Annotated in this window: 26 protein-coding genes, 1 other RNA gene and 1 other annotated feature; of the genes, 18 read left to right on the top strand and 9 right to left on the bottom strand. The window is 53.3% G+C overall.

Features of this window, described 5'->3' with window-relative positions; all coding sequences use genetic code 11:
- Positions 1–137 precede the first annotated feature (137 nt).
- The 4 genes from KVT28_RS03695 to hxpB all read right to left on the bottom strand — a co-directional run bounded on the left by KVT28_RS03695 (position 138) and on the right by hxpB (position 3,303).
- Positions 138–725, bottom strand: coding sequence for a metal-dependent hydrolase (locus tag KVT28_RS03695; protein ID WP_101764626.1), 588 nt, complete (start codon positions 723–725; stop codon positions 138–140).
- Between the two features lie 140 nt (positions 726–865).
- On the bottom strand, positions 866–1,627 hold the full coding sequence (gene kduD, locus KVT28_RS03690; protein ID WP_101764582.1) for a 2-dehydro-3-deoxy-D-gluconate 5-dehydrogenase KduD: 762 nt from the start codon (positions 1,625–1,627) through the stop codon (positions 866–868).
- Between the two features lie 13 nt (positions 1,628–1,640).
- Complete coding sequence (gene kduI / locus KVT28_RS03685) at positions 1,641–2,477, bottom strand: 5-dehydro-4-deoxy-D-glucuronate isomerase (RefSeq protein ID WP_217546828.1); 837 nt, start codon at positions 2,475–2,477, stop codon at positions 1,641–1,643.
- A gap of 157 nt (positions 2,478–2,634) precedes the next feature.
- Positions 2,635–3,303, bottom strand: coding sequence for a hexitol phosphatase HxpB (gene hxpB, locus KVT28_RS03680; protein WP_101764580.1), 669 nt, complete (start codon positions 3,301–3,303; stop codon positions 2,635–2,637).
- A gap of 142 nt (positions 3,304–3,445) precedes the next feature.
- On the opposite strand from hxpB, the gene KVT28_RS03675 reads away from it, so the two are divergent.
- Positions 3,446–3,982 (top strand): YniB family protein, encoded by a 537-nt coding sequence (locus tag KVT28_RS03675; protein WP_101764579.1) that lies wholly within the window; start codon positions 3,446–3,448, stop codon positions 3,980–3,982.
- Between the two features lie 4 nt (positions 3,983–3,986).
- On the opposite strand, the gene KVT28_RS03670 is transcribed toward KVT28_RS03675, so the two are convergent.
- Both KVT28_RS03670 and ghoS read right to left on the bottom strand, forming a co-directional pair.
- Positions 3,987–4,880, bottom strand: a complete 894-nt coding sequence (locus KVT28_RS03670) for a fructosamine kinase family protein (RefSeq protein ID WP_101764578.1) — start codon at positions 4,878–4,880, stop codon at positions 3,987–3,989.
- Between the two features lie 89 nt (positions 4,881–4,969).
- Positions 4,970–5,260, bottom strand: coding sequence for a type V toxin-antitoxin system endoribonuclease antitoxin GhoS (gene ghoS / locus KVT28_RS03665; protein WP_101764577.1), 291 nt, complete (start codon positions 5,258–5,260; stop codon positions 4,970–4,972).
- A gap of 331 nt (positions 5,261–5,591) precedes the next feature.
- Here ghoS and KVT28_RS03660 point away from each other — a divergent pair, with 331 nt between their 5' ends.
- The 16 genes from KVT28_RS03660 (at position 5,592) to KVT28_RS03585 (ending at position 19,998) form a co-directional block, all read left to right on the top strand.
- Positions 5,592–6,353 carry a YdiY family protein gene (locus tag KVT28_RS03660; RefSeq protein WP_101764576.1) on the top strand — a complete coding sequence of 254 codons (762 nt, stop codon included), beginning with the start codon at positions 5,592–5,594 and terminating at the stop codon, positions 6,351–6,353.
- Between the two features lie 246 nt (positions 6,354–6,599).
- Positions 6,600–8,537, top strand: coding sequence for a threonine--tRNA ligase (gene thrS / locus KVT28_RS03655; RefSeq protein ID WP_101764575.1), 1,938 nt, complete (start codon positions 6,600–6,602; stop codon positions 8,535–8,537).
- Positions 8,533–9,084 carry a translation initiation factor IF-3 gene (infC, locus tag KVT28_RS03650; RefSeq protein WP_036621995.1) on the top strand — a complete coding sequence of 184 codons (552 nt, stop codon included), beginning with the start codon at positions 8,533–8,535 and terminating at the stop codon, positions 9,082–9,084. The genes thrS and infC overlap by 5 nt, the downstream gene beginning before the upstream one ends.
- Positions 9,085–9,183: 99 nt before the next feature.
- Entirely contained in the window at positions 9,184–9,381 is a 198-nt protein-coding gene (gene rpmI, locus KVT28_RS03645) for a 50S ribosomal protein L35 (RefSeq protein ID WP_004157374.1), read from the top strand.
- 171 nt (positions 9,382–9,552) lie between these two features.
- Positions 9,553–9,909 (top strand): 50S ribosomal protein L20, encoded by a 357-nt coding sequence (rplT, locus tag KVT28_RS03640; protein WP_007892678.1) that lies wholly within the window; start codon positions 9,553–9,555, stop codon positions 9,907–9,909.
- A gap of 116 nt (positions 9,910–10,025) precedes the next feature.
- Positions 10,026–10,151, top strand: a sequence feature (Phe leader region).
- The gene (gene pheM, locus KVT28_RS03635; protein WP_106120997.1) at positions 10,031–10,075 is read left to right on the top strand and encodes a pheST operon leader peptide PheM; all 45 of its coding nucleotides are present in this window, start codon (positions 10,031–10,033) and stop codon (positions 10,073–10,075) included. It overlaps the preceding feature by 45 nt.
- A 71-nt stretch (positions 10,152–10,222) precedes the next feature.
- The gene (pheS, locus tag KVT28_RS03630; RefSeq protein WP_101764574.1) at positions 10,223–11,206 is read left to right on the top strand and encodes a phenylalanine--tRNA ligase subunit alpha; all 984 of its coding nucleotides are present in this window, start codon (positions 10,223–10,225) and stop codon (positions 11,204–11,206) included.
- Positions 11,207–11,220: 14 nt separating this feature from the next.
- Complete coding sequence (pheT, locus tag KVT28_RS03625) at positions 11,221–13,608, top strand: phenylalanine--tRNA ligase subunit beta (protein ID WP_217546825.1); 2,388 nt, start codon at positions 11,221–11,223, stop codon at positions 13,606–13,608.
- A 4-nt stretch (positions 13,609–13,612) separates the two neighbouring features.
- The gene (ihfA, locus tag KVT28_RS03620; protein ID WP_007892687.1) at positions 13,613–13,915 is read left to right on the top strand and encodes an integration host factor subunit alpha; all 303 of its coding nucleotides are present in this window, start codon (positions 13,613–13,615) and stop codon (positions 13,913–13,915) included.
- A 190-nt stretch (positions 13,916–14,105) separates the two neighbouring features.
- A complete protein-coding gene (locus KVT28_RS03615) occupies positions 14,106–14,468 on the top strand; it encodes a DUF2502 domain-containing protein (protein WP_217546823.1) in 363 nt (120 codons plus the stop codon).
- 90 nt (positions 14,469–14,558) lie between these two features.
- The gene (gene btuC / locus KVT28_RS03610) at positions 14,559–15,542 is read left to right on the top strand and encodes a vitamin B12 ABC transporter permease BtuC (RefSeq protein WP_101764571.1); all 984 of its coding nucleotides are present in this window, start codon (positions 14,559–14,561) and stop codon (positions 15,540–15,542) included.
- Positions 15,543–15,581: 39 nt separating this feature from the next.
- The gene (locus KVT28_RS03605; protein WP_217546820.1) at positions 15,582–16,127 is read left to right on the top strand and encodes a glutathione peroxidase; all 546 of its coding nucleotides are present in this window, start codon (positions 15,582–15,584) and stop codon (positions 16,125–16,127) included.
- Entirely contained in the window at positions 16,128–16,874 is a 747-nt protein-coding gene (gene btuD, locus KVT28_RS03600; protein WP_217546818.1) for a vitamin B12 ABC transporter ATP-binding protein BtuD, read from the top strand.
- Between the two features lie 69 nt (positions 16,875–16,943).
- Complete coding sequence (locus tag KVT28_RS03595; protein ID WP_101764568.1) at positions 16,944–17,402, top strand: NlpC/P60 family protein; 459 nt, start codon at positions 16,944–16,946, stop codon at positions 17,400–17,402.
- Between the two features lie 314 nt (positions 17,403–17,716).
- Positions 17,717–18,460 (top strand): EAL domain-containing protein, encoded by a 744-nt coding sequence (locus KVT28_RS03590; RefSeq protein WP_101764567.1) that lies wholly within the window; start codon positions 17,717–17,719, stop codon positions 18,458–18,460.
- A 98-nt stretch (positions 18,461–18,558) separates the two neighbouring features.
- A complete protein-coding gene (locus tag KVT28_RS03585) occupies positions 18,559–19,998 on the top strand; it encodes a YdiU family protein (protein ID WP_217546815.1) in 1,440 nt (479 codons plus the stop codon).
- A gap of 7 nt (positions 19,999–20,005) precedes the next feature.
- Here the strand turns inward: KVT28_RS03585 and KVT28_RS03580 are convergent, their stop codons facing one another.
- Both KVT28_RS03580 and KVT28_RS03575 read right to left on the bottom strand, forming a co-directional pair.
- The gene (locus KVT28_RS03580) at positions 20,006–21,052 is read right to left on the bottom strand and encodes a 3-deoxy-7-phosphoheptulonate synthase (protein WP_137385667.1); all 1,047 of its coding nucleotides are present in this window, start codon (positions 21,050–21,052) and stop codon (positions 20,006–20,008) included.
- A 195-nt stretch (positions 21,053–21,247) separates the two neighbouring features.
- On the bottom strand, positions 21,248–22,075 hold the full coding sequence (locus tag KVT28_RS03575) for a pyruvate, water dikinase regulatory protein (protein WP_101764564.1): 828 nt from the start codon (positions 22,073–22,075) through the stop codon (positions 21,248–21,250).
- A 449-nt stretch (positions 22,076–22,524) separates the two neighbouring features.
- Between KVT28_RS03575 and ppsA the strand changes: the two genes are divergently transcribed.
- Complete coding sequence (gene ppsA, locus KVT28_RS03570; RefSeq protein WP_217546813.1) at positions 22,525–24,912, top strand: phosphoenolpyruvate synthase; 2,388 nt, start codon at positions 22,525–22,527, stop codon at positions 24,910–24,912.
- A 99-nt stretch (positions 24,913–25,011) separates the two neighbouring features.
- Here ppsA and rprA read toward each other — a convergent pair.
- An RNA gene (gene rprA, locus KVT28_RS03565) (antisense sRNA RprA) lies at positions 25,012–25,119 on the bottom strand.
- Between the last annotated feature and the right edge of the window lie 237 nt (positions 25,120–25,356).

Below are 25,356 nucleotides of genomic sequence, written 5' to 3'. Positions count from 1 at the left end.
TGACGCGCCATCCTGGGATGGCACGAAAAACAGTAAGTTCCCGTTAGGGAATATTTGGAATGTTATCAGTTCAGCGTGGGGCGGGCTTATACCCAAAAAGAATGCTTTATAACTTTAACGCTTGATTCGACTGCTTATTAACCGTTTTGACCATTAACCAACCGACCGACGCCATTTTGTAGCGTATTGAACAGTTGCTCCGGCCAGCCGTTGGCACCAAAAGAGGGCATGCCGGGCGGGAACCATAACGCATAACCGACCAGCGCCAGACAAAGTGCGCGCTCCAGCTGGTTACCTTTTTGACTATTCAGGATGGGCAAACGGAAGCGCCAGCGGCAGGGCCACAGTAGCGGCACGCCGGCGGGCGTGAGCATATCGGCGACAATATGGCTGAGATAGCCGAGCGTCATGCCTTGCAGCACGTCGGCGGGAAGAAACCAGTCGGCGGGTACATTGATCTGGAATAGCCACAAACTCACCGCCACCGCCAGCAAACTGTGGGTAAAACCGCGATGACCAAAGATGCGGGCGATGGGATGCGATAGCCACCTTAAGCGCTGGCCTAACACGGATTTAGGGTGATCGATATCGGGCAGCAGGCAGGTTAACAGCGCAGCAGGCACTAAATGCCACCAGTCGGCGCTGGCCAATACTGGCGTCAGCTCCGCGCGCTTGGCAAAAATGGCGCTGGCAATGGCAAAAATGATATGGCCTTCGGCCGTCATGATGAAACCTGGCTGCATAAAACTGTCGATGCATCCAGTATAGGGATTTATCCAGTGAATGAGAATGGTGACGCTGTAACGAAGCGTTAATATTTTTCACTTTCCCGCGTCACAATGACGCGGGAAAAGAACGGGTTAGCCTAGCGCGCTAACCATCCGCCGTCGACGGCCAACGTATAACCTTGCACATAGTCGGAGGCGCTGGAGGCGAGGAACACAATCGGGCCCATCATGTCGTCCGGGATGCCCCAGCGACCTGATGGAATGCGGCCTAAAATCTCCTCGTTGCGTGACTCATCGCTGCGCAGCTGTTCCGTGTTATTGGTGGCCATGTAGCCCGGCGCAATGGCGTTAACATTGATGCCGTGCTTCGCCCATTCGTTGGCCATCAAACGGGTTAACCCCATCACTGCGCTTTTTGATGCGGTATAAGAAGGCACGCGAATGCCGCCCTGGAACGACAGCATCGAGGCGATATTGATGATCTTGCCGCCATTGCCTTGCGCGATAAACTGCCGGGCGACCTGCTGTGACAGGAAGAACAGACTTTTGCTGTTGATGTTCATCACATCATCCCAATCCTGCTCGCTGAAGTTGAGTGCATCTTCGCGGCGAATGATGCCTGCGTTATTCACCAGGATATCGATGCGACCGGCAAGCGCCACCGCCTGTTCAACAATTTGCGGCACGATGGACGGCTTGGTCAGATCGGCCTGAATTGACCAAAAACGGCGGCCTAATGCCTCAACTTTGGCCTGCGTATCATCCGGTCCGGCGCGGTTAACGCCAATAATGTCACATCCCGCCTGCGCCAGACCCAGCGCCATACCTTGGCCTAAACCGGTATTGCAGCCGGTGACCAGCGCGATTTTGCCTGCAAGATTAAATGCGTTGAGTATCATGATTCGCTCCTTGTTAGCGCAGTGCGCTGATGTTGACGTGGTCCATGTCATCAAATACCTGGTTTTCGCCCACCATGCCCCAGATAAAGGTATAGCGCTGCGTTCCCACGCCCGCATGAATCGACCAGCTTGGTGAAATCACCGCTTGCTCGTTATGGACCAATAGATGACGCGTCTCCTGCGGCTGGCCCATCATGTGGAACACGGCGCTGTCGTCGGCCATATCGAAATAGAAATAGACTTCCATGCGACGTTCGTGGGTATGACACGGCATGGTGTTCCACAAGTTGCCGTCATCAAGGCGGGTTAATCCCATGGTTAACTGGCAGGTTGGCAACACGTCGGGCACGATGAATTTGTTAATGGTGCGGCGGTTCGAGGTGGCCGCGTCGCCGAGCGTGGCTTTCACTGCCTCGTCGAGGGTGATTTTTTTGTCTGGATAATGGGTGTGTGCCGGCGCGCTATTGTAGTAAAACTTCGCCGGGCGGCTGGCATCGCTGCTGCGGAAAACCACGCTCTGCGCGCCTTGTCCGACATACAACGCTTCCTGCTGACCAATCTCCCAGGTTTTGCCATCCACTTCAATCACCCCGGGTCCACCGATGTTGATTACGCCGAGTTCGCGGCGTTCGAGAAAGTAACTTACGCCCAGCTGCTTACCCACTTCATGGCCGATAGTCACCGGTTTCTGCACCGGCATCACGCCGCCGATAATGATGCGATCGATTTGGCTGTAAGTGAGGGTGTAATTGTCGGCGTCGAAAATCTTGTCGATCAGAAACTCACGGCGTAAGCCGTCCGTGTCCAGGGTTTTGGCATGCTCGCTATGAATGCTTTGACGAATGTCCATCTCAGGCCTCTCAAGAGTCAAAGGAAGTGGTCCCGATGCGGGTCTTTGGGCATCTTAGGCAGGATGAGATGTGAATTCAATAAAAATGAAACGATGTTTTATTTATTTGCGTGCGCGATCAAGTTGCATAAAAAAGCCCGCGTTAAGCGGGCTGCGATTAACCGTGCAGATGTTCGGGTTTGAGCTGGGTTAAATCATCAAGAATCACATTGGCCAGCGCCCAACGCGCATCTTCACGATGCTCGGCCGCCGGCACCACAATTGAACGCATGCGTGCGGCTTTGGTAGCGATCATGCCGTTGAAAGAATCTTCCAGCGTGACGCAGTTAAGCGGATCGATACCCAGTTTGGCTGCGGCGTCGAGATAGACCTGCGGATGCGGCTTGCTGTACGGCAGCGCTTCCGCGGACGCCAGCACATCAAAGTATTTGCGCAGGTCAAACATCTCCAGCACGCGCTCCAGCATGTGCAGCGGCGAGGCGGAGGCGAGGCCGATTTTCAAACCTTGCTGCTGGCACAGTTGCAGCGCCTGCTCCACGCCAGGCAGCAGCGGACGCGTCTCTTCCACCAGCGCCAGCGCGCGGGCGATGATGCGTTGCGTCACTTCCTGTTGATCCGGGCCGCTCCACGGCAGCGCTTCAAACCACATGCGCACGGTTTGATCGATGCGCAGACCCAGCGTATCGGGCAACTCGTGGCGGCGGGTGATATCCACGCCAAGGCTGGCGAAAATATCCAGTTCCGCGCGATCCCACAGCGGTTCTGAGTCGATCAACAATCCATCCATATCAAAGATGGCGGCCAATACAGGACGACGATATGACATATAACTGCTCCCTTAGAAATTTGGCTTACCATAGCACGAGAGCCGGATAAAGCCGACTTGCGGCAGGCCACGCATTTTTCAGGAAAAATTGCAGTAGTGCAGGTAGACTTAGGCAAAACTATTTTTGGTTCAGGGAGACACCATGACTTACCAACAGGCTGGCCGCATCGCCATCCTCAAGCGAGTGGCTGGCTGGGTGATTTTTATACCCGCATTGTTATCCACGATGATTTCGCTGCTGGGCTTTATGTTTAAGCACAGTGAAAAGCAGCCGGGCATTGATGCCGTGATGCTCGATTTTGTGCATGTCATGGTCGACATGGTGAAGTTCAATACGCCGTTTCTTAATGTGTTTTGGCAGAACTCTCCGGTGCCGGAATTTAACGGTGGCGCGAATATTGGGTTTTGGCTGATCTACATCCTGATCTTTGTCGGCATAGCGCTGCAGGCTTCAGGTGCGCGCATGTGGCGTCAGTCGCGCCATATTAAAGAGGGAATTGAAGATCAGCTGATCATGGAACAGGCCAAAGGCAGTGAAGGGCGCACGCGAGCGCAACTGGAAGAGAAAATCCACATCCCGCGTCACACCATTTTCTTGCAGATTTTCCCGCTCTATATCCTGCCGATCATTATCGCTATCGCGGGCTACTTTGTGCTGAAACTGCTCGGCATGCTGTAACACGTTAGGCCGGTCTGGCCTGACGTCCGCCCAACACATCTTCATCTAACAACTGGCCGATGGCGAACTGCGCTTCGCCCGTCCAGTTGCCGCCGAAAACATTAGCGCGATTCAGCAGGTAATAGAGCTGATACACCGGCTGACGCTGCGAGAATCCGTCTTCCAGTGGCCAAACAGCCTGGTAGCCATCATAGATCTGGCGCGGCAAATCGGCGTAGTAACTCAGCATCGCTAAATCGCATTCGCGATCACCCCAATAGCAGGCGGGATCAAACAACCACGGACCCTCTGCGCTGCCGGCGCAGTTGGCGGGCCACAAATCGCCGTGTAATAAAGAAGGTTGCGGATGGTGGTTGGCTAACGTGCGCTGCACACAATCAACAATCAGTTCGGTATCGCCATAGTGCACGCCTTTTTCCGCGGCCAGTTGCAGCTGCCAGCCGATGCGCTGCTCAGCGAAGAACACTGACCAGCGGCGTAACCAGCTATTCGGCTGAGGTGAGGTGGTGATGTTGTTGTCGAAATCGAGACCAAATTGCGGTTGCTCGCTCCATTGGTGTAGATGCGCCAACTGCTGGCCGAGCTGGAAAGCGCTCTGTGCGGTAAAGGGATGAGGCGGAATATATTCCAGCAGCAGGAAGCTGGTATCACGATCATTGCCAACGCCATACACTTTCGGGACGCGAACGGTTTGCGTGCGCGCCAGCAGGTCGAGTTGATCGGCTTCCCAGCTGAACAAGGTGAGCATATCGCGGGTGTTACATTTGACGAACACATCCAACTCGCCATAGCGGATGCGCCAGGCGGGATGGACATCGCCACCGGGAAGTTCCTGACGGTCGGTGATTTCGGCATCACCGGCGTACTCGCTTAACAGACGACTAATGGCTGACCACATCGGGTAATCCTCTTTGTTCGCTGCGTGAGTTCGATTGTAACGCGCAAAACCTGAGCAAACCTGGCGTCGATGCCGTTTTTTGCACTGCGTCAGGATTGTTGTTTCAGAAACGCCTCTAACGTGATGACGGTGACCTCAGGTTTATGATCGAGCGCGATTTGGGCATATCCCGCGGCTTGCTCTGCTATTTCATGCTCCTCTAACGCGCTGACAATACCGAAGCTATTGGTGCCCAACTCATGTGGATGACCTTCATCATCGCTTAAGGTGGTGCTGTATCCGCCATTGATCATGGCGCTGTTCACTGACTGCACGTCGCCGAGTCCACTTTCCTGATATTTCAACGTGACAATGTAACGTTTGACATCATGGTCACTCATTATTCACCTCATTGTTATCGAACAGATTTCAGCGTAGACCAGCGCGCTGTATAGAGCGAATTTTAGCCAATTCATTAGTTAAAATAGCAGGTAAAGCTTTGTCAAAAGAGTTCAGAAAAATCTTGTAGCCTTCAGGCTGCTATTTGAGTAATTGCCCCCTATAATGCGCAGCGAAAATGGGAAAAGTCCCATTAAAAGAGCGGTCCAGCGGCTTTCCTGGTTTTTTATGCGGATACATACTTTTTTACAAAACTTACGGTAAATTGCATTGATTGGCCGGAGAAACGCTTCAGACTCTTCGTTTTTTAAACTGTCGTACGGATTACTTTTAATGAAAGCCTTTAACAAGCTGTCCGCTGTTTTATTGCTCTCTGCTGGAGCATTTTGTCACCAGGCCTTTGCAGATAACGCCGTTTTCACCTCCATGGATGACCCTGCAACGGCGAAAAAGCCGTTTGAAGGCAGCGCTTCAGCGGGTTACCTGGCTCAAACTGGAAACACCACCAGTTCTTCGCTGAGTGCGTCTACCAATATGACGTGGTATCAAACCAATACCGCATTGAGTCTGTGGGGCAACGCCGCAAACAACTCCTCAAATGATGAGCGTTCATCTGAGACTTACAATATCGGTGGCCGTAGCCGCTATAACCTCAATAGCGCTGATTACCTGTTTGGCCAGGCAAGCTGGCTAAGCGACCGTTTCAACGGTTATGACTCACGCGATGTGCTGACCGCCGGTTACGGTCGTCAGATCCTCAGCGGCCCGGTTCACTCACTGCGTGCTGAATTCGGTCCGGGTGTGCGTTACGACGATTTCCATGATGGCGGCCATGAAACCAAAGCATTGGGTTATGGTGCAGTGAGCTATCAATGGCAGCTGACAGATACCACCAAATTTATCCAGGGTGTTTCTGTGCTGAGCAGCTTCGGTGAAGACACCACGCTGAACTCAGAAACCGCGCTGCAGGTGGCCATCAATGCCCATTTCGCGCTGAAGCTGGGCTACAACGTGACCTGGAACAATAATCCGCCAGAATCTGCGCCGGATCGTACCGATACCAAAACCACGATCCAGCTCTCATACTCAATGTAAGCGAGACGGATGTGAATCACCGCTGCCAGGCCTGTGCCTCGCAGCGGTTTTTTTTATTTCTCTTTAGCTTAGCGAATCTCTGCACGGGTTTTGATCGGCGGCGAAAGCTGCTATTATCATCGCCGCTTTACATTCCTGGCGTCATTCCGACAACGTGGGTCTGACATCACGCCGGGTTACACACTATGAAACTCATTTTTGCATGTAGGCTTTCGTGTGGCTTACCACTGCAATTAAGGATATGAAATGCCAGTAATTACTCTTCCTGATGGCAGCCAGCGCAGCTTTGACCGTCCGGTCAGCGTGATGGATATTGCGTTGGATATTGGACCGGGTTTGGCGAAAGCCTGCATTGCGGGTCGCGTGAATGGCGAATTGGTTGATGCGGTTGATCCGATCACCGAGGACGCTCAGGTCGCGATTATTACCGCTAAAGACGACGCCGGTTTAGAAATCATTCGTCACTCTTGCGCGCACCTGTTAGGGCATGCGATTAAGCAGCTGTGGCCAAACACCAAAATGGCGATCGGCCCGGTGATTGATAACGGTTTCTATTATGACGTTGACCTGGAACATACCTTAACCCAGGAAGATCTTGAGCTGCTGGAAAAGCGTATGCACCAGCTGGCTGAAACCAACTACGATGTGGTGAAGAAAAAGGTGAGCTGGCAGGAAGCACGTGACGTGTTTGCTGAGCGTGGCGAAAGCTACAAAACCACCATTCTTGACGAGAACATCAGCCACGACGATCGTCCTGGCCTGTATCAACATGAAGAATACATCGACATGTGCCGCGGTCCGCACGTGCCGAATATGCGTTTCTGCCATCACTTCAAACTGCAGAAAATCTCCGGGGCTTACTGGCGCGGCAACAGCGACAACAAAATGCTGCAGCGTATTTACGGTACGGCCTGGGCGGATAAAAAGCAGTTGGCTGCCTATCTGCAGCGTCTGGAAGAAGCGGCGAAGCGCGATCACCGTAAAATCGGTAAGCAGCTCGATCTCTACCACATGCAGGAAGAAGCACCGGGCATGGTGTTCTGGCACAATGACGGCTGGACCATCTTCCGCGAGCTGGAAGTGTTTGTGCGTACCAAGCTGAAAGAGTACGACTATCAGGAAGTGAAAGGTCCGTTCATGATGGACCGCGTGCTGTGGGAGAAAACCGGGCACTGGGAGAACTATAAAGAAGCCATGTTCACCACCTCTTCAGAGAACCGTGAATATTGCATCAAGCCGATGAACTGCCCAGGCCACGTTCAGATCTTTAATCAGGGTCTGAAATCCTACCGCGACCTGCCGCTGCGTATGGCGGAGTTTGGTAGCTGCCATCGTAACGAGCCATCAGGTGCCTTGCATGGTCTGATGCGCGTGCGCGGCTTTACCCAGGATGATGCTCACGTCTTCTGTACCGAAGATCAGGTACGTGATGAGGTGAACAGCTGTATCCGCATGGTATACGACATGTACAGCACCTTCGGTTTTGAAAAAATCGTGGTGAAGCTGTCGACCCGTCCGGAAAAACGTATCGGTACCGACGAAATGTGGGATCGTGCGGAAGTGGATTTGGCAGAAGCGCTGAAAGAGAATGATATTCCATTCGAATATCAGCCGGGAGAAGGTGCCTTCTACGGCCCTAAAATTGAGTTTACCCTGTACGATTGTCTCGACCGCGCCTGGCAGTGTGGTACCGTTCAGCTAGACTTCTCCCTGCCGAAGCGTCTGGACGCGACTTTTGTCGGCGAAAACAACGACCGCCAGACACCGGTAATGATCCATCGCGCAATTCTCGGTTCAATGGAACGCTTTATCGGCATCCTGACCGAAGAATTCGCTGGATTCTTCCCGAGTTGGCTGGCGCCGGTGCAGGCTGTGGTGATGAATATCACCGACAGTCAGTCAGAATACGTCAGTGAATTGACGAAGAAATTGCAGAATGCTGGCATTCGTGTCAAAGCAGACTTGAGAAACGAGAAGATAGGCTTTAAAATCCGCGAGCACACATTACGTCGCGTCCCTTATATGCTGGTTTGCGGTGACAAAGAGGTGGAAGCAGGCAAAGTTGCCGTGCGCACCCGCCGTGGTAAAGACCTTGGGAGCATGGACGTAGATGTGTTTGTTGAGAAGCTGCAACAAGAGATTCGCAGCCGACATCTTCACCAATTAGAGGAAACAGGTTATTAAAGGCGGAAAACGAGTACAACCAACACGTCCGAACCGTATCAACGGCGAAATCCGTGCCACCGAAGTGCGCTTAACTGGCGTAGACGGCGAGCAACTTGGCATTGTCACCCTGCGTGAAGCCATTGAGAAAGCTGAAGAAGCCGGCGTAGATTTAGTTGAAATCAGCCCGAACGCCGAACCGCCGGTTTGCCGTATCATGGATTACGGCAAGTTCCTTTATGAAAAAAGCAAGTCTTCTAAGGAACAGAAGAAGAAGCAGAAAGTTATCCAGGTTAAGGAAATCAAATTCCGTCCTGGTACCGATGATGGCGACTATCAGGTCAAACTACGCAACCTGATTCGCTTTCTGGAAGAGGGTGATAAAGCCAAAATCACGCTGCGTTTCCGCGGTCGTGAGATGGCGCACCAGCAGATCGGTATGGAAGTGCTTAACCGCGTCCGTAAAGATCTGTGTGAAGACATGGATCTGGCGATTGTCGAATCCTTCCCTTCGAAGATCGAAGGTCGTCAGATGATCATGGTGCTCGCTCCTAAGAAGAAACAGTAGGCCTTCAAGTAATAATGCCGCGCAGCGCTTGCGTTGTGCGGATTTTTATTCGCCTGTCTGATTCATTTTATTAACAATGCGAAGTGGATATTTGTAAAAATGCCAAAGATTAAAACTGTACGTGGCGCCGCTAAGCGCTTCAAGAAGACCGCTTCTGGCGGCTTCAAGCGTAAGCACGCGAACCTGCGTCATATTCTGACTAAAAAGTCTACTAAGCGTAAACGTCACCTGCGTCCGAAAGGCATGGTGTCTAAAGGCGATCTGGGTCTGGTTATTGCCTGCCTGCCGTACGCATAAGTAAATTTTTTTTAGTTTAATTCCCCGAAAGATTTCGGGTTGCAGCAAGGCGGCAACTGAATGAATCCCTTAACTTACATCAGTAAGTGACTGGGATGAATGAAGACAGCCAACGCCGCTGCGGCACGAAAGATGAAGGGAAATCACAGAATATGATATAGGAGAGCTCACATGGCTCGCGTTAAACGTGGTGTAATTGCTCGCGCACGTCACAAGAAAATCTTAAAACAAGCTAAAGGCTACTATGGTGCACGTTCACGTGTATACCGCGTTGCCTTCCAGGCTGTTATCAAAGCTGGTCAGTATGCTTACCGTGACCGTCGTCAACGTAAGCGTCAGTTCCGTCAACTGTGGATCGCGCGTATCAACGCTGCGGCTCGTCAGAACGGTATCTCTTACAGCCGTTTCATCAATGGCCTGAAAAAAGCCTCTATTGAAATCGACCGTAAGATTCTGGCTGACATCGCTGTATTCGACAAAGTGACATTTACTGCACTTGTTGAAAAAGCAAAATCAGCTCTGGCGTAAGTCAGTTGAAAAAGGGAGCTTGCTCCCTTTTTTATTACCCGCAACTCACGCAAAAGATTGACATTTTGGCCGCTGCGCATTTCAATAGTGCGGTTTCTAAATATGACAAGGTAACGCAAGCATGAATGCTGCTATTTTCCGTTTCTTTTTTTACTTTAGCGCCTGAACATCAGGGGCTTTTGCGCATAAGAAAAGAAACGAAAAATCGCGCTGAAAGCCTCCCTCGTGGAGGCTTTTTTGTTTCTGGCGACACTTAATCGGATCATCTGATCCCAACGAGAACTGACCAGCCCGGCTGGAAGAAGAGGAAATCATGTCCCAACTCGCAGACCTGGTGGCTCGTGCCACGGCCGCCATCGACGAGGCGGCGGATATCGCTGCTCTGGACGCCGTGCGCGTCGAATTTCTGGGTAAGAAAGGGCATCTGACGCTGCAAATGACCACCCTGCGTGAACTGCCGGCAGAAGAGCGCCCGGCTGCGGGTGCGGTCATCAACGAGGCCAAACAGCAAGTGCAGGACCGCCTTACCGCGCGCAAAGAGACGCTGGAAAGTGCGGAGCTGAATGCGCGTCTGGCTGCGGAAACCATCGACGTGTCGCTGCCTGGCCGCCGCGTTGAGAATGGCGGCTTGCATCCGGTGACCCGCACTATTGATCGTATCGAAACCTTCTTCGGCGAACTGGGTTTCGCGGTGGTAACAGGTCCGGAAATCGAAGACGACTACCACAATTTTGATGCGCTGAACATTCCCGGCCATCACCCGGCGCGTGCCGATCACGACACGTTCTGGTTTGATGCCACGCGTCTGCTGCGCACCCAAACTTCAGGCGTGCAGATCCGTACCATGAAAAACCAGCAGCCGCCAATCCGCATCATCGCGCCAGGCCGTGTTTATCGTAACGATTACGATCAGACGCACACGCCAATGTTCCACCAGATGGAAGGTTTGATTGTCGATAAAGACATCAGCTTTACCAACCTGAAAGGCACACTGCACGATTTCCTCAACAACTTCTTCGAAGAGAATCTGCAAATTCGCTTCCGTCCTTCTTACTTCCCGTTCACCGAACCGTCCGCAGAAGTGGACGTGATGGGTAAAAACGGCAAGTGGTTGGAAGTGCTGGGTTGCGGCATGGTGCACCCGAACGTATTGCGCAATGTTGGCATCGATCCGGAAATTTATTCGGGCTTTGCGTTTGGCATGGGCATGGAGCGTCTCACCATGCTGCGCTACGGTGTGACCGATCTGCGCGCCTTCTTCGAAAATGATTTACGTTTCCTCAAACAATTTAAATAAGGGCAGGTTATCCAATGAAATTCAGTGAACTCTGGTTACGCGAATGGGTAAATCCAGCCCTGGACAGCGCTGCGCTGTCTGAGCAAATCACCATGGCCGGCCTTGAAGTGGACGGCGTGGATCCGGTTGCCGGTGCGTTCCACGGTGTCGTGGTGGGTGAAGTGGTTGAGTGCGGCCAGCATCCGAACGCCGACAAACTGCGCGTCACCAAAATCAACGTCGGTGGCGATCGCCTGTTGGATATCGTCTGCGGCGCGCCAAACTGCCGTCAGGGCCTGAAAGTGGCGGTGGCGACCGTTGGCGCTGTGCTGCCGGGCGATTTCAAAATCAAAGCAGCAAAACTGCGTGGCGAGCCGTCTGAAGGCATGCTGTGCTCCTTCTCTGAGCTGGGTATTTCCGACGATCACAATGGCATCATTGAGCTGCCAGCCGATGCGCCAATTGGCACCGACATCCGCAGCTATCTGCAGCTGGATGACAACACCATTGAAATCAGCGTCACGCCAAACCGCGCCGATTGCCTGGGCATCATCGGGATTGCGCGTGATGTAGCAGTTTTGAACGGTTTGCCGCTGACGGCACCCGCAATTGAGCCGGTAAAAGCCACCATCAACGATACCTTCCCGATTCGTGTTGATGCCACCGCCGCGTGCCCGCGCTACCTTGGCCGCGTGGTGAAAGGTGTCAACGTTAAAGCCGCTACGCCATTGTGGATGCGTGAGAAGCTACGTCGTTGCGGTATTCGCTCAATCGATCCGGTGGTCGATATCACCAACTTTGTACTGCTGGAGCTTGGCCAGCCGATGCATGCCTTCGATCTCGACCGCATCGACGGCGGCATCGTGGTGCGTATGGCAGAAGAGGGCGAAGTGCTGACGCTGCTGGATGGTACCGAAGCTAAACTCAGCAGCGACACGCTGGTGATTGCCGATCACCACAAAGCGCTGGCGATGGGCGGCATTTTTGGTGGCGAGCATTCCGGTGTCAATGAAGAGACGCAAAATGTGCTGTTCGAATGCGCCTACTTTGATCCGCTGGCGATCACCGGCCGCGCTCGCCGTCAGGGCCTGCATACCGACGCGTCACATCGTTACGAGCGTGGCGTCGATCCAGCGTTGCAGCACAAAGCGATTGAACGCGCGACGCAACTGTTGCTCGACATCTGTGGCGGCGAAGCGGGCCCGGTCATCGACCAAACTGACGCGAGCGCGCTGCCGCCACGCGCCACCATCACGCTGCGCCGTGAAAAGCTCGATCGCCTGATTGGCCATGTGATTGCTGACGAACAGGTTACTGACATCCTGACGCGTTTGGGTTGCGAAGTGAAAGTGAGTGCAGGTGAGTGGCAAGCCGTTGCGCCAAGCTGGCGTTTCGATATGGCTATCGAAGAAGATCTGGTCGAAGAAGTGGCGCGCGTTTACGGCTACAACAACATCCCTGATGTGCCGGTGAAAGCCAGCCTGATCATGACGCAGCATCGTGAAGCCGACCTGTCGCTGAAGCGTGCGAAAAATCTGTTGGTAGATAAAGGTTATCAGGAAGCGATTACCTACAGCTTCGTTGATCCCAAACTGCAGCAGTTGCTGCATCCGGGCGAAGAGGCGCTGATCCTGCCCAGCCCAATCTCCAGCGATATGTCGGCAATGCGCCTGTCGCTGTGGACCGGTTTGCTGGGCGCGGTGGTGTATAACCAAAACCGTCAGCAGGGCCGCGTACGCCTGTTTGAAAGCGGTTTACGCTTTGTTCCTGATACACAGGCCGATCTGGGTATCCGCCAGGATCTTATGCTGGCCGGCGTTTTAAGCGGCAATCGCTATGAAGAGCATTGGGATCTGGCGCGTCAGACGGTTGACTTCTATGATTTGAAAGGCGATTTAGAATCGCTGCTGGATTTGACCGGTAAACTTGATGAGATTTCCTTCCGTGCGGAAGCCAATCCGGCGCTGCATCCAGGACAAAGCGCCGCAATTTATTTACGCGGCGAACGAATCGGATTTATCGGGGTGGTTCATCCAGAGCTGGAACGTAAGCTGGATCTGAATGGTCGCACCTTAGTGTTTGAACTGCTTTGGAATAAGGTCGCAGACCGCGTCCTGCCTGATGCGCGCGAGATTTCTCGCTTCCCGGCAAACCGTCGTGATATCGCCGTTGTGGTGGCTGAAAATGTGCCTGCAGCAGATATCATTGCGGAGTGTAAGAAAGTTGGCGTAAATCAGGTAGTTGGCGTAAACTTGTTTGACGTGTACCGTGGTAAGGGCGTAAACGAAGGTGAAAAGAGCCTAGCGATTAGCCTGATTTTGCAGGATACCAGCCGGACACTCGAAGAAGAGGAGATTGCCGCGACCGTTGCCAAATGTGTTGCGGCATTAAAAGAGCGATTCCAGGCAACCTTGAGGGATTGAACCTATGGCGCTTACAAAAGCTGAAATGTCAGAGTACCTGTTTGAAAAACTCGGGTTGAGCAAACGCGATGCCAAAGAGTTGGTAGAACTTTTTTTTGAAGAGGTTCGCCGCGCGTTGGAAAACGGAGAACAGGTAAAACTGTCCGGATTTGGTAATTTTGATCTGCGTGACAAAAACCAGCGTCCGGGCCGTAACCCGAAGACGGGGGAAGATATTCCTATCACCGCGCGCCGAGTGGTGACATTCCGTCCGGGACAGAAGTTGAAAAGTCGCGTCGAGAACGCGACACCCAAGGATGCTGACTAATTTCAGTACGACAAAAAGGCCGCTTAGCGGCCTTTTTTTTGCCTTAAATCTGGCCGCTCTGCACGATTTATTCATGATGTAAGGATTTAGTAAGCATCCGGAAAATAAGGCGAAAATCGGTCCTCACCGATAGTGACGACATCAACACTTTTGTTATAACAGCGCCATCACAGAGCAAAGGGTTTGAATAATGAAAAAGACAGCAATTTTATTAAGTGTCTTGTTAGGCATGCCGCTGCTGGCTGGCGCCAATGTTTCCGTCAACATCAACACGCCGGGCGTTTCGGTGCACATCGGCGATCAGGATAAACGTGGCTACTATTGGGATGGCTACGACTGGCGCGCGCCAACGTGGTGGAAACAGCACCACAACCAGCGCATTGGCACCAAAGGTCCGCACGGTTACTGGAACGGTAACGGTTGGCAGGCGCAGCATCCGGGCAATGGACCGCACCGCGACGACAAACGTCAGCCGCAACCGCAGCATCACGACCAGCGTGACAATCAGCAGAAGCGTGATAATCATGGTCAGCCGCTTCCTCCGCATCAGTAAGGCTTCTCCAGCGGCGCCTCCACAGCGCCGCTTTCTTTTTGCTGTAATCCCACTACAATCAAATCTCTGTTTTCTCAGCCAATCTTATCTATGACTCTGCTGGATCAGCTTGCTTCCCAGGCAAATCGCCGCAGCCAGCGCTGGCTCATCGCACTCATTGCGCTTCTATTGCTGCTCATCGGGCTTAGCCTGTGTGCCGGCGACAGCTGGATCTCTCCCACACAATGGTTTTCGGCGGAAGGCGATCTGTTCGTCTGGCAGCTGCGCATGCCGCGCACGCTGGCGGTGCTGCTGGTGGGTGCGGCGCTGGCGGTGTGCGGCGTGGTAATGCAGGCGCTGTTCAACAATCCGCTGGCGGAACCCGGCTTACTTGGCGTGTCTAATGGGGCGGGGATTGGTCTGGTATTAGGCGTGATGCTCGGTAACGGTTCGCTATGGAGCTTAGCGCTGGCGGCCATGGCCGGTGCGCTGCTGATCACGCTGATGCTGCTGCACTTCGCTCACAAACAACTCTCAGTGAGCCGCTTACTGCTGACCGGCGTAGCGCTTGGCATTATCTGTAGCGCCATCATGACGTGGGCAGTGTACTTTAGCACCAGCCTCGATCTGCGTCAGCTGATGTACTGGATGATGGGCGGCTTTAGCGGCATTGACTGGCGCTATGGCTGGATGATGTTGGCGCTGCTGCCGGTAACGCTGCTGCTGATCGCCACCGCACGCACGTTGAATTTGCTGGCGCTGGGCGAAACCTCGGCACGTCAGCTCGGATTACCGCTGCTGCTGTGGCGCAACCTGCTGGTGCTGGCGATGGGCTGGCTGGTGGGCGTGAGCGTAGCGATGGCGGGTGCGATCGGTTTTATTGGTCTGGTTATCCCGCATCTATTGCGTCTCAGCGGTTTTAGCGATCATCGTTATTTGTTGCCTGCGGCGGCGTTAGCCGGTGCCGCAGTGCTGCTTGGCGCGGATATTATTGCGCGGCTGGTGTTAACCTCTGCCGAACTGCCGATTGGCGTGGTAACGGCCACGCTCGGCGCGCCGCTGTTTATCATGTTATTAGTGAAGTCTTCGCGCTAGCTTTGGCTGGCAACGTGTTATCAACAACAGGAATCGACGATGAGCATTTATCAGACAGAACTGGTTACGCTGGACGGTGAAAAAACCACGCTGGCGGCCTATGAGGGCAAGGTGCTACTGGTAGTCAATGTGGCATCTAAATGTGGCCTGACGGCGCAGTATGAGCAGTTAGAATCGCTGCAGAAAGCCTGGCAGGATAAGCCGTTCAGCGTGCTTGGCTTCCCATGCAATCAGTTCCTCGAGCAAGAGCCGGGCAGTAACGAAGAGATCAAAACCTTTTGCAGCACCACTTACGGCGTCACTTTCCCGATGTTCGATAAAACCGATGTCAACGGCGAGCATCGTCACCCTCTCTATGCGCAGCTGACGGCGGCGCAGCCGGTGGCGCAACGCCCGGAAGGCAGCGGTTTCCTCGAGCGCATGGAGAGCAAAGGGCGCGCGCCGAAAGCGCCAGGCGATATCCTGTGGAACTTCGAAAAATTCCTTATTAATAAGCAGGGCAAAGTCACTGCGCGCTTCTCACCGGATATGACGCCAGACGATCCCATCATCCTGAAAAGTGTAGAGCAGGCGCTGGCCGAATAAATGCTATTGCAGTGTCAGGGAGTCAGCGTCACAGGGCGGCTGGCTCCCGTTGAACTTAGCGTTAACGCCGGTGAATTAGTGCATCTGGTGGGGCCGAACGGCGCCGGCAAAAGTACCTTGCTCAACGCGCTGTCCGGTTTGTTGCCGAGTCAGGGCAGCATTCTGCTGGATGGCGCGCCGCTATCTACGTTAAACGGTGCGGCATTGGCCCAGCTGCGCGGCTGGCTGCCGCAACAGCAGATGGCACCGGGACAAATGCCGGTGTGGCATTACTTACGCATGCATATCAGCGCACAAACGGCGGAAACAGACTGTGTGTTAAAAGAGGTGCTCGCGCAGTTAGCGCTGCAGGACAAACTGACGCGCAGTCTTACGCAGCTTTCTGGTGGCGAATGGCAACGCGTGCGGTTGGCTGCTGTGGTGTTGCAGGTTCATCCGGCGGTCAATCCACGCGGCAAACTCCTGCTACTGGATGAGCCGATGAGTGCACTCGACGTGGCGCAACAGCGTTCGGTCGATAAGCTGCTGGCTGAACTGTGTTGCAGCGGCCTGGCGATTGTTGCCAGCGGGCACGACCTCAACCACAGCCTGCGCCATGCCGAGCGCGTGTGGTTAATGCATCAAGGCGCGGTTGTCCGTCAGGGCAGGGCCTGCGAGGTGCTGACCGCTGCGCATTTAACCCCGCTTTACCAAACCCCGTTTGAACAAATTGATACCGCACAAGGTCCGCTGCTGTTTATTCCCTGACAGAGGATTGCGTGCCGTAGCGCTTTGCCGCTACAGTGTCTGCCGGACAAGGGAGAGAGGAAAAGGCGGATGCGGCTGACAATTTTGATTTTGGCACTGTTGCTGGCGGGCTGTAGCCATCATGCACCGCCGCCGAATGGCCGTTTGTCTGACTCTATCACCGTGATTGCCCAACTCAACGATCAGCTGAGCCGCTGGCGGGGAACGCCGTATCGCTATGGCGGATTAAGCCGCGGTGGCGTAGATTGTTCCGGCTTCGTCTATCTCACCTTCCGCGATAAATTCGATATGCAGCTGCCACGCTCGACCATTGATCAAACCGACATTGGTACGCGCATCGACAAGGGCGATCTGCTGCCTGGCGATCTGGTGTTCTTCAAAACCGGCAGCGGAGAAAACGGTTTGCACGTCGGTATTTACGATACCGACAACACCTTTATTCACGCCTCAACCAGCCAGGGTGTGATCCGCTCGTCGCTGGATAATGTTTACTGGCGTAAAGTATTTTGGCAGGCGCGTCGCATCTAAATAGCGTTGTTATCGCTTAATAAAGACGCGAAAAAAGAAAGGGTATCTCACCCTGAATTAAATCTGAATTCTGCCGATATTTAACTATCATTTAAAATGGCACTTTACCCGTTATCGATTTAATACTAATAATAAAGCTAAATTTATTTAATTGGTATGGACATTAACCCCGGCTTATTTGGCTTAAGTATTATTTGCGGCTTAAATCAGCGTAATAAGACCTAAAACGGCACCTCTTCAAACGTTTGGTCCTATTGCCTGGTGGAATTCGTTGATATACGATGCGCCAATTGCCATTGCTTCTGGCTTGAAAAATGAAAGTCCATTTGTCTGCCGACTATCAGTCGGAAACCTGGTTTTACCCAGTTTACTCTCTGGCGGGCCAGCTGACTGCGGTCGAGCTGGTGACGCAATTTGTCCACGACAGCGCACCTATTACGCTGCCGCAGGATTTGCTGTTGCCGCAATTGGACGATGCGCAGCAATTACGTTTGCTGCAGAGCCAGCTTTCATTGCTGGAAAAGTACCGCGACTTTTTTGAGATTAATCAAATTACCGCATTGGTACGTATTGATGATTCTATGGCCAATACACTTTTAGCCAGCGAATTTCTGTTAAGGAAATTCCGACAAATCCCTTTTATTGTTTTAGATATCAGCGAAACGTTTCCGCAATTATCTTTGGGTAAATCCCATCCATTGCTCGCAGCATTACAAAGTGAATTTCGTTTATCGCTTTCACAATTTGGCGCAGGAAAAGCACCGGCAACCGCGGTGTACGATAATCTGTTTAGCGTGTTAAAACTGGATAAAGCCTTTATTCATAACCTGGCCAAGCGCGCCTCGTTTACGCCTTTTATTCAGACAGTTATCAATAATTTTTCCGATTTTGCTGACCAGATCATCATTTGTGGTATTGACGATAACCACATGATGGAAAAGATGACTACGTTGAGTGGTGCGCAGCTACAGGGCAGCCTGTTCCCGGTGGTGAAAGCTGAACGTCTTGACGATCTCATCTATTCCGACCTGAATTTACACACGCCTTCGCAGCAGTAACCCTTTCGCCTGTCTTCCGCGCCGCGTCGGCGTTACACTCTCTGTTATCTTATAACTTTTTGCGGGTGCCTGATTTAAGCGCACCTTCCGGAGTGTCGATGCAATTTACCAATAGCTGGCAGCAAGAATTACCCGGATTCTACACCGCGCTGGACCCAACGCCATTAGTGGGCGGACGGCTGTTTTATCACAATGCCCCGCTGGCACAAGAGATGGGTTTAGACGATGCGCTGTTCGCCGGCAGCGGGCATGGCGTGTGGTCAGGACGCGAAATGCTGCCCGGCATGTCGCCGCTGGCGCAGGTTTATAGTGGCCATCAGTTTGGCGTCTGGGCCGGACAGCTGGGCGATGGGCGCGGCATTCTGTTGGGTGAACAGCAGCTGGTAAACGGTCGTAAGCTCGACTGGCACTTAAAAGGGGCCGGATTAACGCCCTATTCGCGCATGGGCGACGGTCGCGCGGTGATCCGCTCCAGCGTACGCGAATTCCTCGCGTCTGAAGCGCTGCACCATCTTGGCATTCCCACCACGCGCGCGCTGGCGTTAGCCATTGGCGATGAGCCGGTGCTACGCGAAACCCAGGAACGCGGTGCGATGCTGATGCGCATTGCCGACAGCCATCTGCGTTTCGGTCATTTTGAGCATTTCTATTACGGCGGTGAACAAGACAAAGTGCGCCAGCTGGCGGATTACGCCATTCGCCATCACTGGTCGCAGCTCAAGGATGAAGCGGATCGTTACCTGCTGTGGTTCACCGATATCGTTAAACGCACGGCGAGCCTGATCGCCCATTGGCAGAGCGTTGGCTTTGCGCACGGCGTGATGAACACCGATAACATGTCGATTCTGGGCTTAACGCTGGATTACGGTCCTTACGGTTTCCTCGACGACTATCAGCCGGATTACATCTGCAATCACAGTGACTATCAGGGCCGCTACGCTTTCGAAAATCAGCCGATGATTGGCTTGTGGAACCTTAATCGCCTGGCGCATGCCTTGTCGGGCTTGATGACCACCGAGCAGCTTAAGCAGGCGCTGGGTCATTATGAAGGTGAGCTGATGCGCGTTTGGGGGGAGAAAATGCGTGCCAAACTCGGCTTGCTGACGGCGGATGCCAATGACAACACGCTTCTGACCGGCTTGCTGTCGATGATGACGGCGGAACACAGTGATTACACGCTGACCTTCCGCATGCTGAGCGACACGCAGCAAGATGAAAGCCGTTCGCCGTTGCGTGATGAGTTTATCGATCGTGAGGCCTTTGATCGCTGGTACAGCGATTATCGCCAGCGTTTGTTGCAAGACCACGCCAGCGATGCGCAGCGTCAGGCGGTGATGAAGGCGGCGAATCCGGCGCTGGTGTTACGCAACTATCTGGCACAGCAGGTGATTGAAGAGGTCGAGAACGGCGAGACCACGGCGTTAGCGAAGCTGCATAGCGCGTTACAGCAACCGTTTAGCGATGCGGCCGTCAGCGCAGAGTTGCGCCAACGGCCACCTGAGTGGGGCAAAACGCTGGAAGTGAGTTGTTCCAGCTAGGTCAGAATTAAAAACGGCTGTCGACCGCGGCAGCCAGTTTTGCCAGCACCTCGGCGCTGTCTTCCCAGCCGAGGCACGGATCGGTGATTGACTGACCATAGGTCAGCGCCGCACCGCTCACCACTTTCTGATTCCCTTCCTGCAGGAAACTCTCGATCATCACGCCCGCAACCGCGCGCGATCCGGCACGGATTTGCGCCGCCACATCATCGGCAACGTCACGCTGACGACCGTGCTGCTTCAGGCAGTTGCCGTGGCTGAAGTCGATCACCAATTGCTCCGGCAGATTGAAGTCGCGCAGATTGGCCGCTGCCGCCGCCACATCTTCGGCGTGATAGTTCGGCTGTCGACCGCCGCGCAGGATCACGTGACCATGCGGATTACCGCTGGTTTGATAGATGGTCATCTGACCGTTTTTATCCGGTGACAGGAACATGTGGCTGGCACGCGCGGCGCGAATCGCATCGACCGCAATTTGCACGTTGCCGTCGGTGCCGTTTTTGAAACCGACCGGACAGGAGAGCGCTGACGCCATTTCACGATGAATCTGGCTTTCGGTGGTACGCGCGCCAATCGCGCCCCAGCTGATCAGGTCGGCAATAAACTGGCCGATCACCATATCGAGGAATTCAGTGGCGGTTGGCAAGCCCAGCGCGTTGATATCCAGCAGCAGTTTGCGCGCAATGGCGATGCCGCGGTTTACATCGTAGCTGCCATCCAGATCGGGATCGGAGATCAGGCCTTTCCAGCCAATCACGGTGCGCGGTTTTTCGAAATAGGCACGCATCACGATTTCCAGACGATCTTTATGGCGCTCACGCAGCACGTTCAGACGTTCAGCATACTCAATCGCCGCTTTAGGATCGTGCAGCGAGCAAGGGCCAATAATCACCAGCAGACGCGGATCTTCACCGGTCAGAATGCGTGCGATGCGCTGGCGGGAAGCGGTGACGTTGGCGGCAATCTCTGCCGAAATAGGGTGTTCATGCGCGAGCGCAGCCGGAGTCAGTAGGCTACCGATGCGCGCGGTACGCAGTTCATCAGTCTTGTTCATTGAGATTCTCAAAAATTTGTTCTTCGCAGCGGTGAAATACCGGGAAGTGATGGTGATCACAATAAACTAATAGCCTGCGAATTCAACCTGCTAAAAACAAAGGTCTTAAAACCAGACGGAAGCCAGACTTTACGATTGCAATACAGGCCCGGTATGTGGCGGGAGGTCGCCACTTATGGCGACCGGCAGAGAAACCTAATACATGCTGCGGCTCAGACCCATGATATCGAGGATTTTGGTGGCGATCTCTTCCACCGAATAGTTGGTGCTGTTGAGATAACGAATCTGGTTGGTGCGGAACAGCGCTTCCACTTCGCCTACTTCGAGACGGCACTGGCGCAACGAAGCGTAGCGGGTATTTTCCGCGCGCTCCTGGCGAATCGCCGCCAGGCGTTCCGGGTCGATAGTTAAACCAAACAACTTATGCTGATGTGCACGCAGCGCCGGCGGCAGTTTCAGGTTATCCATATCATCGGCGATAAACGGATAGTTAGCGGCACGTACGCCAAACTGCATTGCCAGATACAAGCTGGTGGGCGTCTTCCCGCAGCGAGATACGCCGAGCAGAATCACCTGCGCATCTTCGAGGCCGCGCAGGGAAATGCCATCATCATGCGCAAGGGTGTAATCGATGGCGGCGATGCGCGCGTCATATTTACCGAGGTTGCTGGCGGTCAAACCGTGCGTGCGGTGCGCCACCGGCATTGACGCCACGCCGAGTTCGCTCTGCAACGGTGCTACCAGCGCCTGCACGATGTCCTGACAAAAGCCTTCGCTTTCGAGAATAATTTCACGGACGTCGGGTGTGACGATGGAGAAGAACACCAGCGGGCGCACGCCGCTCTGCTGGTAGAGCGCGTTGATCTGCGCTTTAACCGCCTGAGCGCGTTGCACATTCTCGACAAATGGCAGCGTCACGCTGTGGGTCATCACCGGGAACTGGGATAACACCGCATGGCCCAGCACTTCGGCGGTAATGGCGGTGCCATCAGAGATGTAAAATACGCTGCGTTCAGTGTTCATAGTGCAAATATCCTCTTGCCTGGCAATGCCCAAATTGTCGATGGTAATATTTCATTTTAAATAATAATAAAATGAAATATCCATATTGTCCGCTATTGCGCTCACAAAGATGAATCAGCGAATAATCAATATTAGATGAAATGCTGTTTTGAAAAGCATTATTTTCGCGCATTTTCCTTTTCGCGCATGAAATAAAGTGTGAAGGCGTTGCGCAACAAAAATCAATCGCTAACCCTCTGAAAAGGGGAAAAATATCGCTACAGCAATCTATTAGCGTGAAATAGGGTGGTTGCGCAACACAATTAATTCTAAGTACTAATCCGATTTTGTCTTTCTTTTCCTGCTTTAACGATTCAACACTTAGTCTTTATTAATCGGTTGTGCCAGGCTGGTTTGGCGAATAGCAAAATGTTCCATGTGTATTCACATCATTTAAAAGGATAATCTCAATGTCCAATCAAGACCAACAGTCGCTAGTGCTCTGGTACAACCAGCTTGGCATGCATGATGTTGATCGGGTGGGAGGCAAGAATGCTTCCCTTGGAGAAATGATTACGAATTTGTCGTCGCTGGGTGTTTCCGTACCAAACGGTTATGCGACCACATCTTACGCGTTTAATCTGTTCCTCGATCAAAGCGGACTGAACCAGCGGATCTATGATTTGCTGGATAAAACGGATGTTGATGATGTTGCTGAGCTCGCGCAAGCGGGTAAACAGATTCGTCAATGGGTGATCGATACGCCATTCCAGCCTGAACTGGAAGCGGCAATTCGTAGCGCCTACGAACAAATCTCTGCTGATGATGCCGACGCCTCCTTTGCGGTGCGCTCGTCAGCCACCGCCGAGGATATGCCCGACGCCTCGTTTGCCGGCCAGCAGGAGACTTTCCTTAACGTGCAGGGTTATGACGCGGTCATCATCGCGGTGAAGCACGTTTATGCCTCCTTATTTAACGATCGTGCCATCTCCTACCGTGTGCATCAGGGCTACGACCATCGCGGCGTGGCGCTCTCGGCCGGTATTCAGCGCATGGTGCGATCGGACCTCGCCTCGTCGGGCGTGATGTTCACCATTGATACCGAATCGGGCTTTGATCAGGTGGTGTTTATCACGTCCGCCTTTGGTTTGGGCGAAATGGTGGTGCAGGGCGCGGTGAACCCCGACGAGTTCTACGTGCACAAACCAACGCTGGCCGCCAATCGTCCGGCGATTGTGCGCCGCACCATGGGCTCAAAAAAGCTGCGCATGGTGTATGCGGATTCGCAGGAGCATGGCGAGCAGGTGCGCATTGAAGATGTCGAGCAGGAACAGCGCGATCGCTTCAGCTTAACCGATGACGAAGTGCAGGCGCTGGCGCGTCAGGCGGTGCTGATTGAGCAGCACTACAAACGCCCAATGGACATTGAATGGGCGAAAGATGGCCACACCGGCAAACTGTTCATCGTGCAGGCGCGTCCGGAAACAGTGCGCTCCAACGGTCAGGTGATGGAACGTTATACGCTGCAGGGCAAAGGCAACGTGGTGGTCGAAGGCCGCGCCATTGGTCATCGCATCGGTGCTGGTGAAGTCAAAGTCATCCACGACATCAGCGAGATGCATCGCATTGAAAAAGGCGACGTGCTGGTAACCGACATGACCGATCCCGATTGGGAACCGATCATGAAGAAAGCCTCAGCCATCGTCACCAATCGCGGCGGTCGTACTTGCCATGCAGCGATCATCGCGCGTGAGCTGGGCATTCCGGCGGTGGTGGGCTGTGGCGATGCCACCGATCACCTGAAAGATGGCCACAAAGTCACGGTTTCCTGCGCCGAAGGTGATACCGGTTATGTCTATGACGAACTGCTGGACTTCGAAGTTACCAGCTCGCAGGTCGATACCATGCCGGAACTGCCGCTGAAGATCATGATGAACATCGGTAATCCGGATCGTGCGTTCGATTTCGCCTGCTTGCCGAACGAAGGTGTTGGCCTGGCGCGTCTTGAGTTTATTATCAACCGTATGATTGGCGTGCATCCCAAAGCGTTGCTGGAGTTTGATCAGCAAACGCCGGAATTGCAGCAGCAGATTCGTCAGATGATGAAAGGCTTTGATGACCCGATTGAGTTCTACATCGGCCGTCTAACCGAAGGGATTGCGACGCTGGGTGCCGCATTTGCGCCGAAACGGGTGATTGTTCGTCTTTCCGATTTCAAAACCAACGAATACGCCAACCTGGTGGGTGGCGAGCGTTATGAGCCGGAAGAAGAGAACCCGATGCTCGGTTTCCGTGGCGCCGGTCGCTACGTTGCTGACAACTTCCGCGACTGCTTCAAGCTGGAGTGCGAAGCGGTGAAGCGCGTGCGTAACGAAATGGGGCTGACCAACGTTGAAATCATGATTCCGTTCGTGCGTACCGTCGATCAAGCCGAAGCGGTGGTCGCCGAGCTGGCGAAAAACGGTCTGAAGCGCGGCGAGAATGGCCTGAAAGTGATCATGATGTGTGAGATCCCGTCCAACGCCTTGCTGGCTGAGCAGTTCCTCGAGCACTTCGATGGCTTCTCCATCGGCTCTAACGACATGACACAGCTGGCTCTGGGCCTCGATCGTGACTCTGGCGTGGTGTCCGCGCTGTTTGATGAACGTAATGATGCCGTGAAAGCGCTGTTATCGATGTCGATCAAAGCGGCGAAAAAACAGGGCAAATACGTCGGTATTTGTGGCCAGGGACCGTCGGATCATCAGGACTTTGCGGCATGGTTAATGGAGCAGGGCATTGATAGCCTGTCGCTTAATCCGGATACCGTGGTTGAAACCTGGTTGAGTTTGGCAGAGCTGAACGCTTCCAAACATTAACCAGGCGGTAATTTGATGCATCAGATGAGAATTTGACGTGTCATTAATGTAATTATCAAGGTCAGCGCTGCTGGCCTTGTTTTTTTGTCTGAAAAAAAGCCAAAAAAAAGCCCATCACAGGGGATGGGCAAAGACTACACACAGCAATTCTTCACTTTACTCAGGGGAATAAGGTTGTTTAGAAATCAGTAGCTTGATTCAAAACATAGGAAACATGTTATTGATCAGGCTCGCTGGCGTCTTTAAGAATCCTCTTATTAGTTTAAAGCTGATAACCTTTCGTGGCCTTTTTCTTCCCTGCTAAGCGGCAATTCAGCTGTAAAAATAATCATTCCGTAAGAGAATTCCGCCTAAAGCGCCTAAAACTGCGTTTTTTCTTAAAAATCGCTTAAGGAAAAAAATTATTATCAGTAAGAAATGCGCGGGGGCGATGTTGGGGCATTA

Source organism: Pantoea sp. GbtcB22 (assembly GCF_019091025.1).
GTDB classification, from domain to species: Bacteria; Pseudomonadota; Gammaproteobacteria; order Enterobacterales; family Enterobacteriaceae; genus Pantoea; species Pantoea leporis.
Note: the sequence above shows the minus strand (reverse complement) of the source record. Positions and strands in the feature narration are given on the sequence as shown.

Coding starts and splice junctions, on each gene's coding strand:
- KVT28_RS03695 (WP_101764626.1), bottom strand. CDS start 725: ATGACGGCCGAAGGCCATATCATTTTTGCCATTGCCAGCGCCATTTTT.
- kduD (WP_101764582.1), bottom strand. CDS start 1,627: ATGATACTCAACGCATTTAATCTTGCAGGCAAAATCGCGCTGGTCACC.
- kduI (WP_217546828.1), bottom strand. CDS start 2,477: ATGGACATTCGTCAAAGCATTCATAGCGAGCATGCCAAAACCCTGGAC.
- hxpB (WP_101764580.1), bottom strand. CDS start 3,303: ATGTCATATCGTCGTCCTGTATTGGCCGCCATCTTTGATATGGATGGA.
- KVT28_RS03675 (WP_101764579.1), top strand. CDS start 3,446: ATGACTTACCAACAGGCTGGCCGCATCGCCATCCTCAAGCGAGTGGCT.
- KVT28_RS03670 (WP_101764578.1), bottom strand. CDS start 4,880: ATGTGGTCAGCCATTAGTCGTCTGTTAAGCGAGTACGCCGGTGATGCC.
- ghoS (WP_101764577.1), bottom strand. CDS start 5,260: ATGAGTGACCATGATGTCAAACGTTACATTGTCACGTTGAAATATCAG.
- KVT28_RS03660 (WP_101764576.1), top strand. CDS start 5,592: ATGAAAGCCTTTAACAAGCTGTCCGCTGTTTTATTGCTCTCTGCTGGA.
- thrS (WP_101764575.1), top strand. CDS start 6,600: ATGCCAGTAATTACTCTTCCTGATGGCAGCCAGCGCAGCTTTGACCGT.
- rpmI (WP_004157374.1), top strand. CDS start 9,184: ATGCCAAAGATTAAAACTGTACGTGGCGCCGCTAAGCGCTTCAAGAAG.
- rplT (WP_007892678.1), top strand. CDS start 9,553: ATGGCTCGCGTTAAACGTGGTGTAATTGCTCGCGCACGTCACAAGAAA.
- pheS (WP_101764574.1), top strand. CDS start 10,223: ATGTCCCAACTCGCAGACCTGGTGGCTCGTGCCACGGCCGCCATCGAC.
- pheT (WP_217546825.1), top strand. CDS start 11,221: ATGAAATTCAGTGAACTCTGGTTACGCGAATGGGTAAATCCAGCCCTG.
- ihfA (WP_007892687.1), top strand. CDS start 13,613: ATGGCGCTTACAAAAGCTGAAATGTCAGAGTACCTGTTTGAAAAACTC.
- KVT28_RS03615 (WP_217546823.1), top strand. CDS start 14,106: ATGAAAAAGACAGCAATTTTATTAAGTGTCTTGTTAGGCATGCCGCTG.
- btuC (WP_101764571.1), top strand. CDS start 14,559: ATGACTCTGCTGGATCAGCTTGCTTCCCAGGCAAATCGCCGCAGCCAG.
- KVT28_RS03605 (WP_217546820.1), top strand. CDS start 15,582: ATGAGCATTTATCAGACAGAACTGGTTACGCTGGACGGTGAAAAAACC.
- btuD (WP_217546818.1), top strand. CDS start 16,128: ATGCTATTGCAGTGTCAGGGAGTCAGCGTCACAGGGCGGCTGGCTCCC.
- KVT28_RS03595 (WP_101764568.1), top strand. CDS start 16,944: ATGCGGCTGACAATTTTGATTTTGGCACTGTTGCTGGCGGGCTGTAGC.
- KVT28_RS03590 (WP_101764567.1), top strand. CDS start 17,717: ATGAAAGTCCATTTGTCTGCCGACTATCAGTCGGAAACCTGGTTTTAC.
- KVT28_RS03585 (WP_217546815.1), top strand. CDS start 18,559: ATGCAATTTACCAATAGCTGGCAGCAAGAATTACCCGGATTCTACACC.
- KVT28_RS03580 (WP_137385667.1), bottom strand. CDS start 21,052: ATGAACAAGACTGATGAACTGCGTACCGCGCGCATCGGTAGCCTACTG.
- KVT28_RS03575 (WP_101764564.1), bottom strand. CDS start 22,075: ATGAACACTGAACGCAGCGTATTTTACATCTCTGATGGCACCGCCATT.
- ppsA (WP_217546813.1), top strand. CDS start 22,525: ATGTCCAATCAAGACCAACAGTCGCTAGTGCTCTGGTACAACCAGCTT.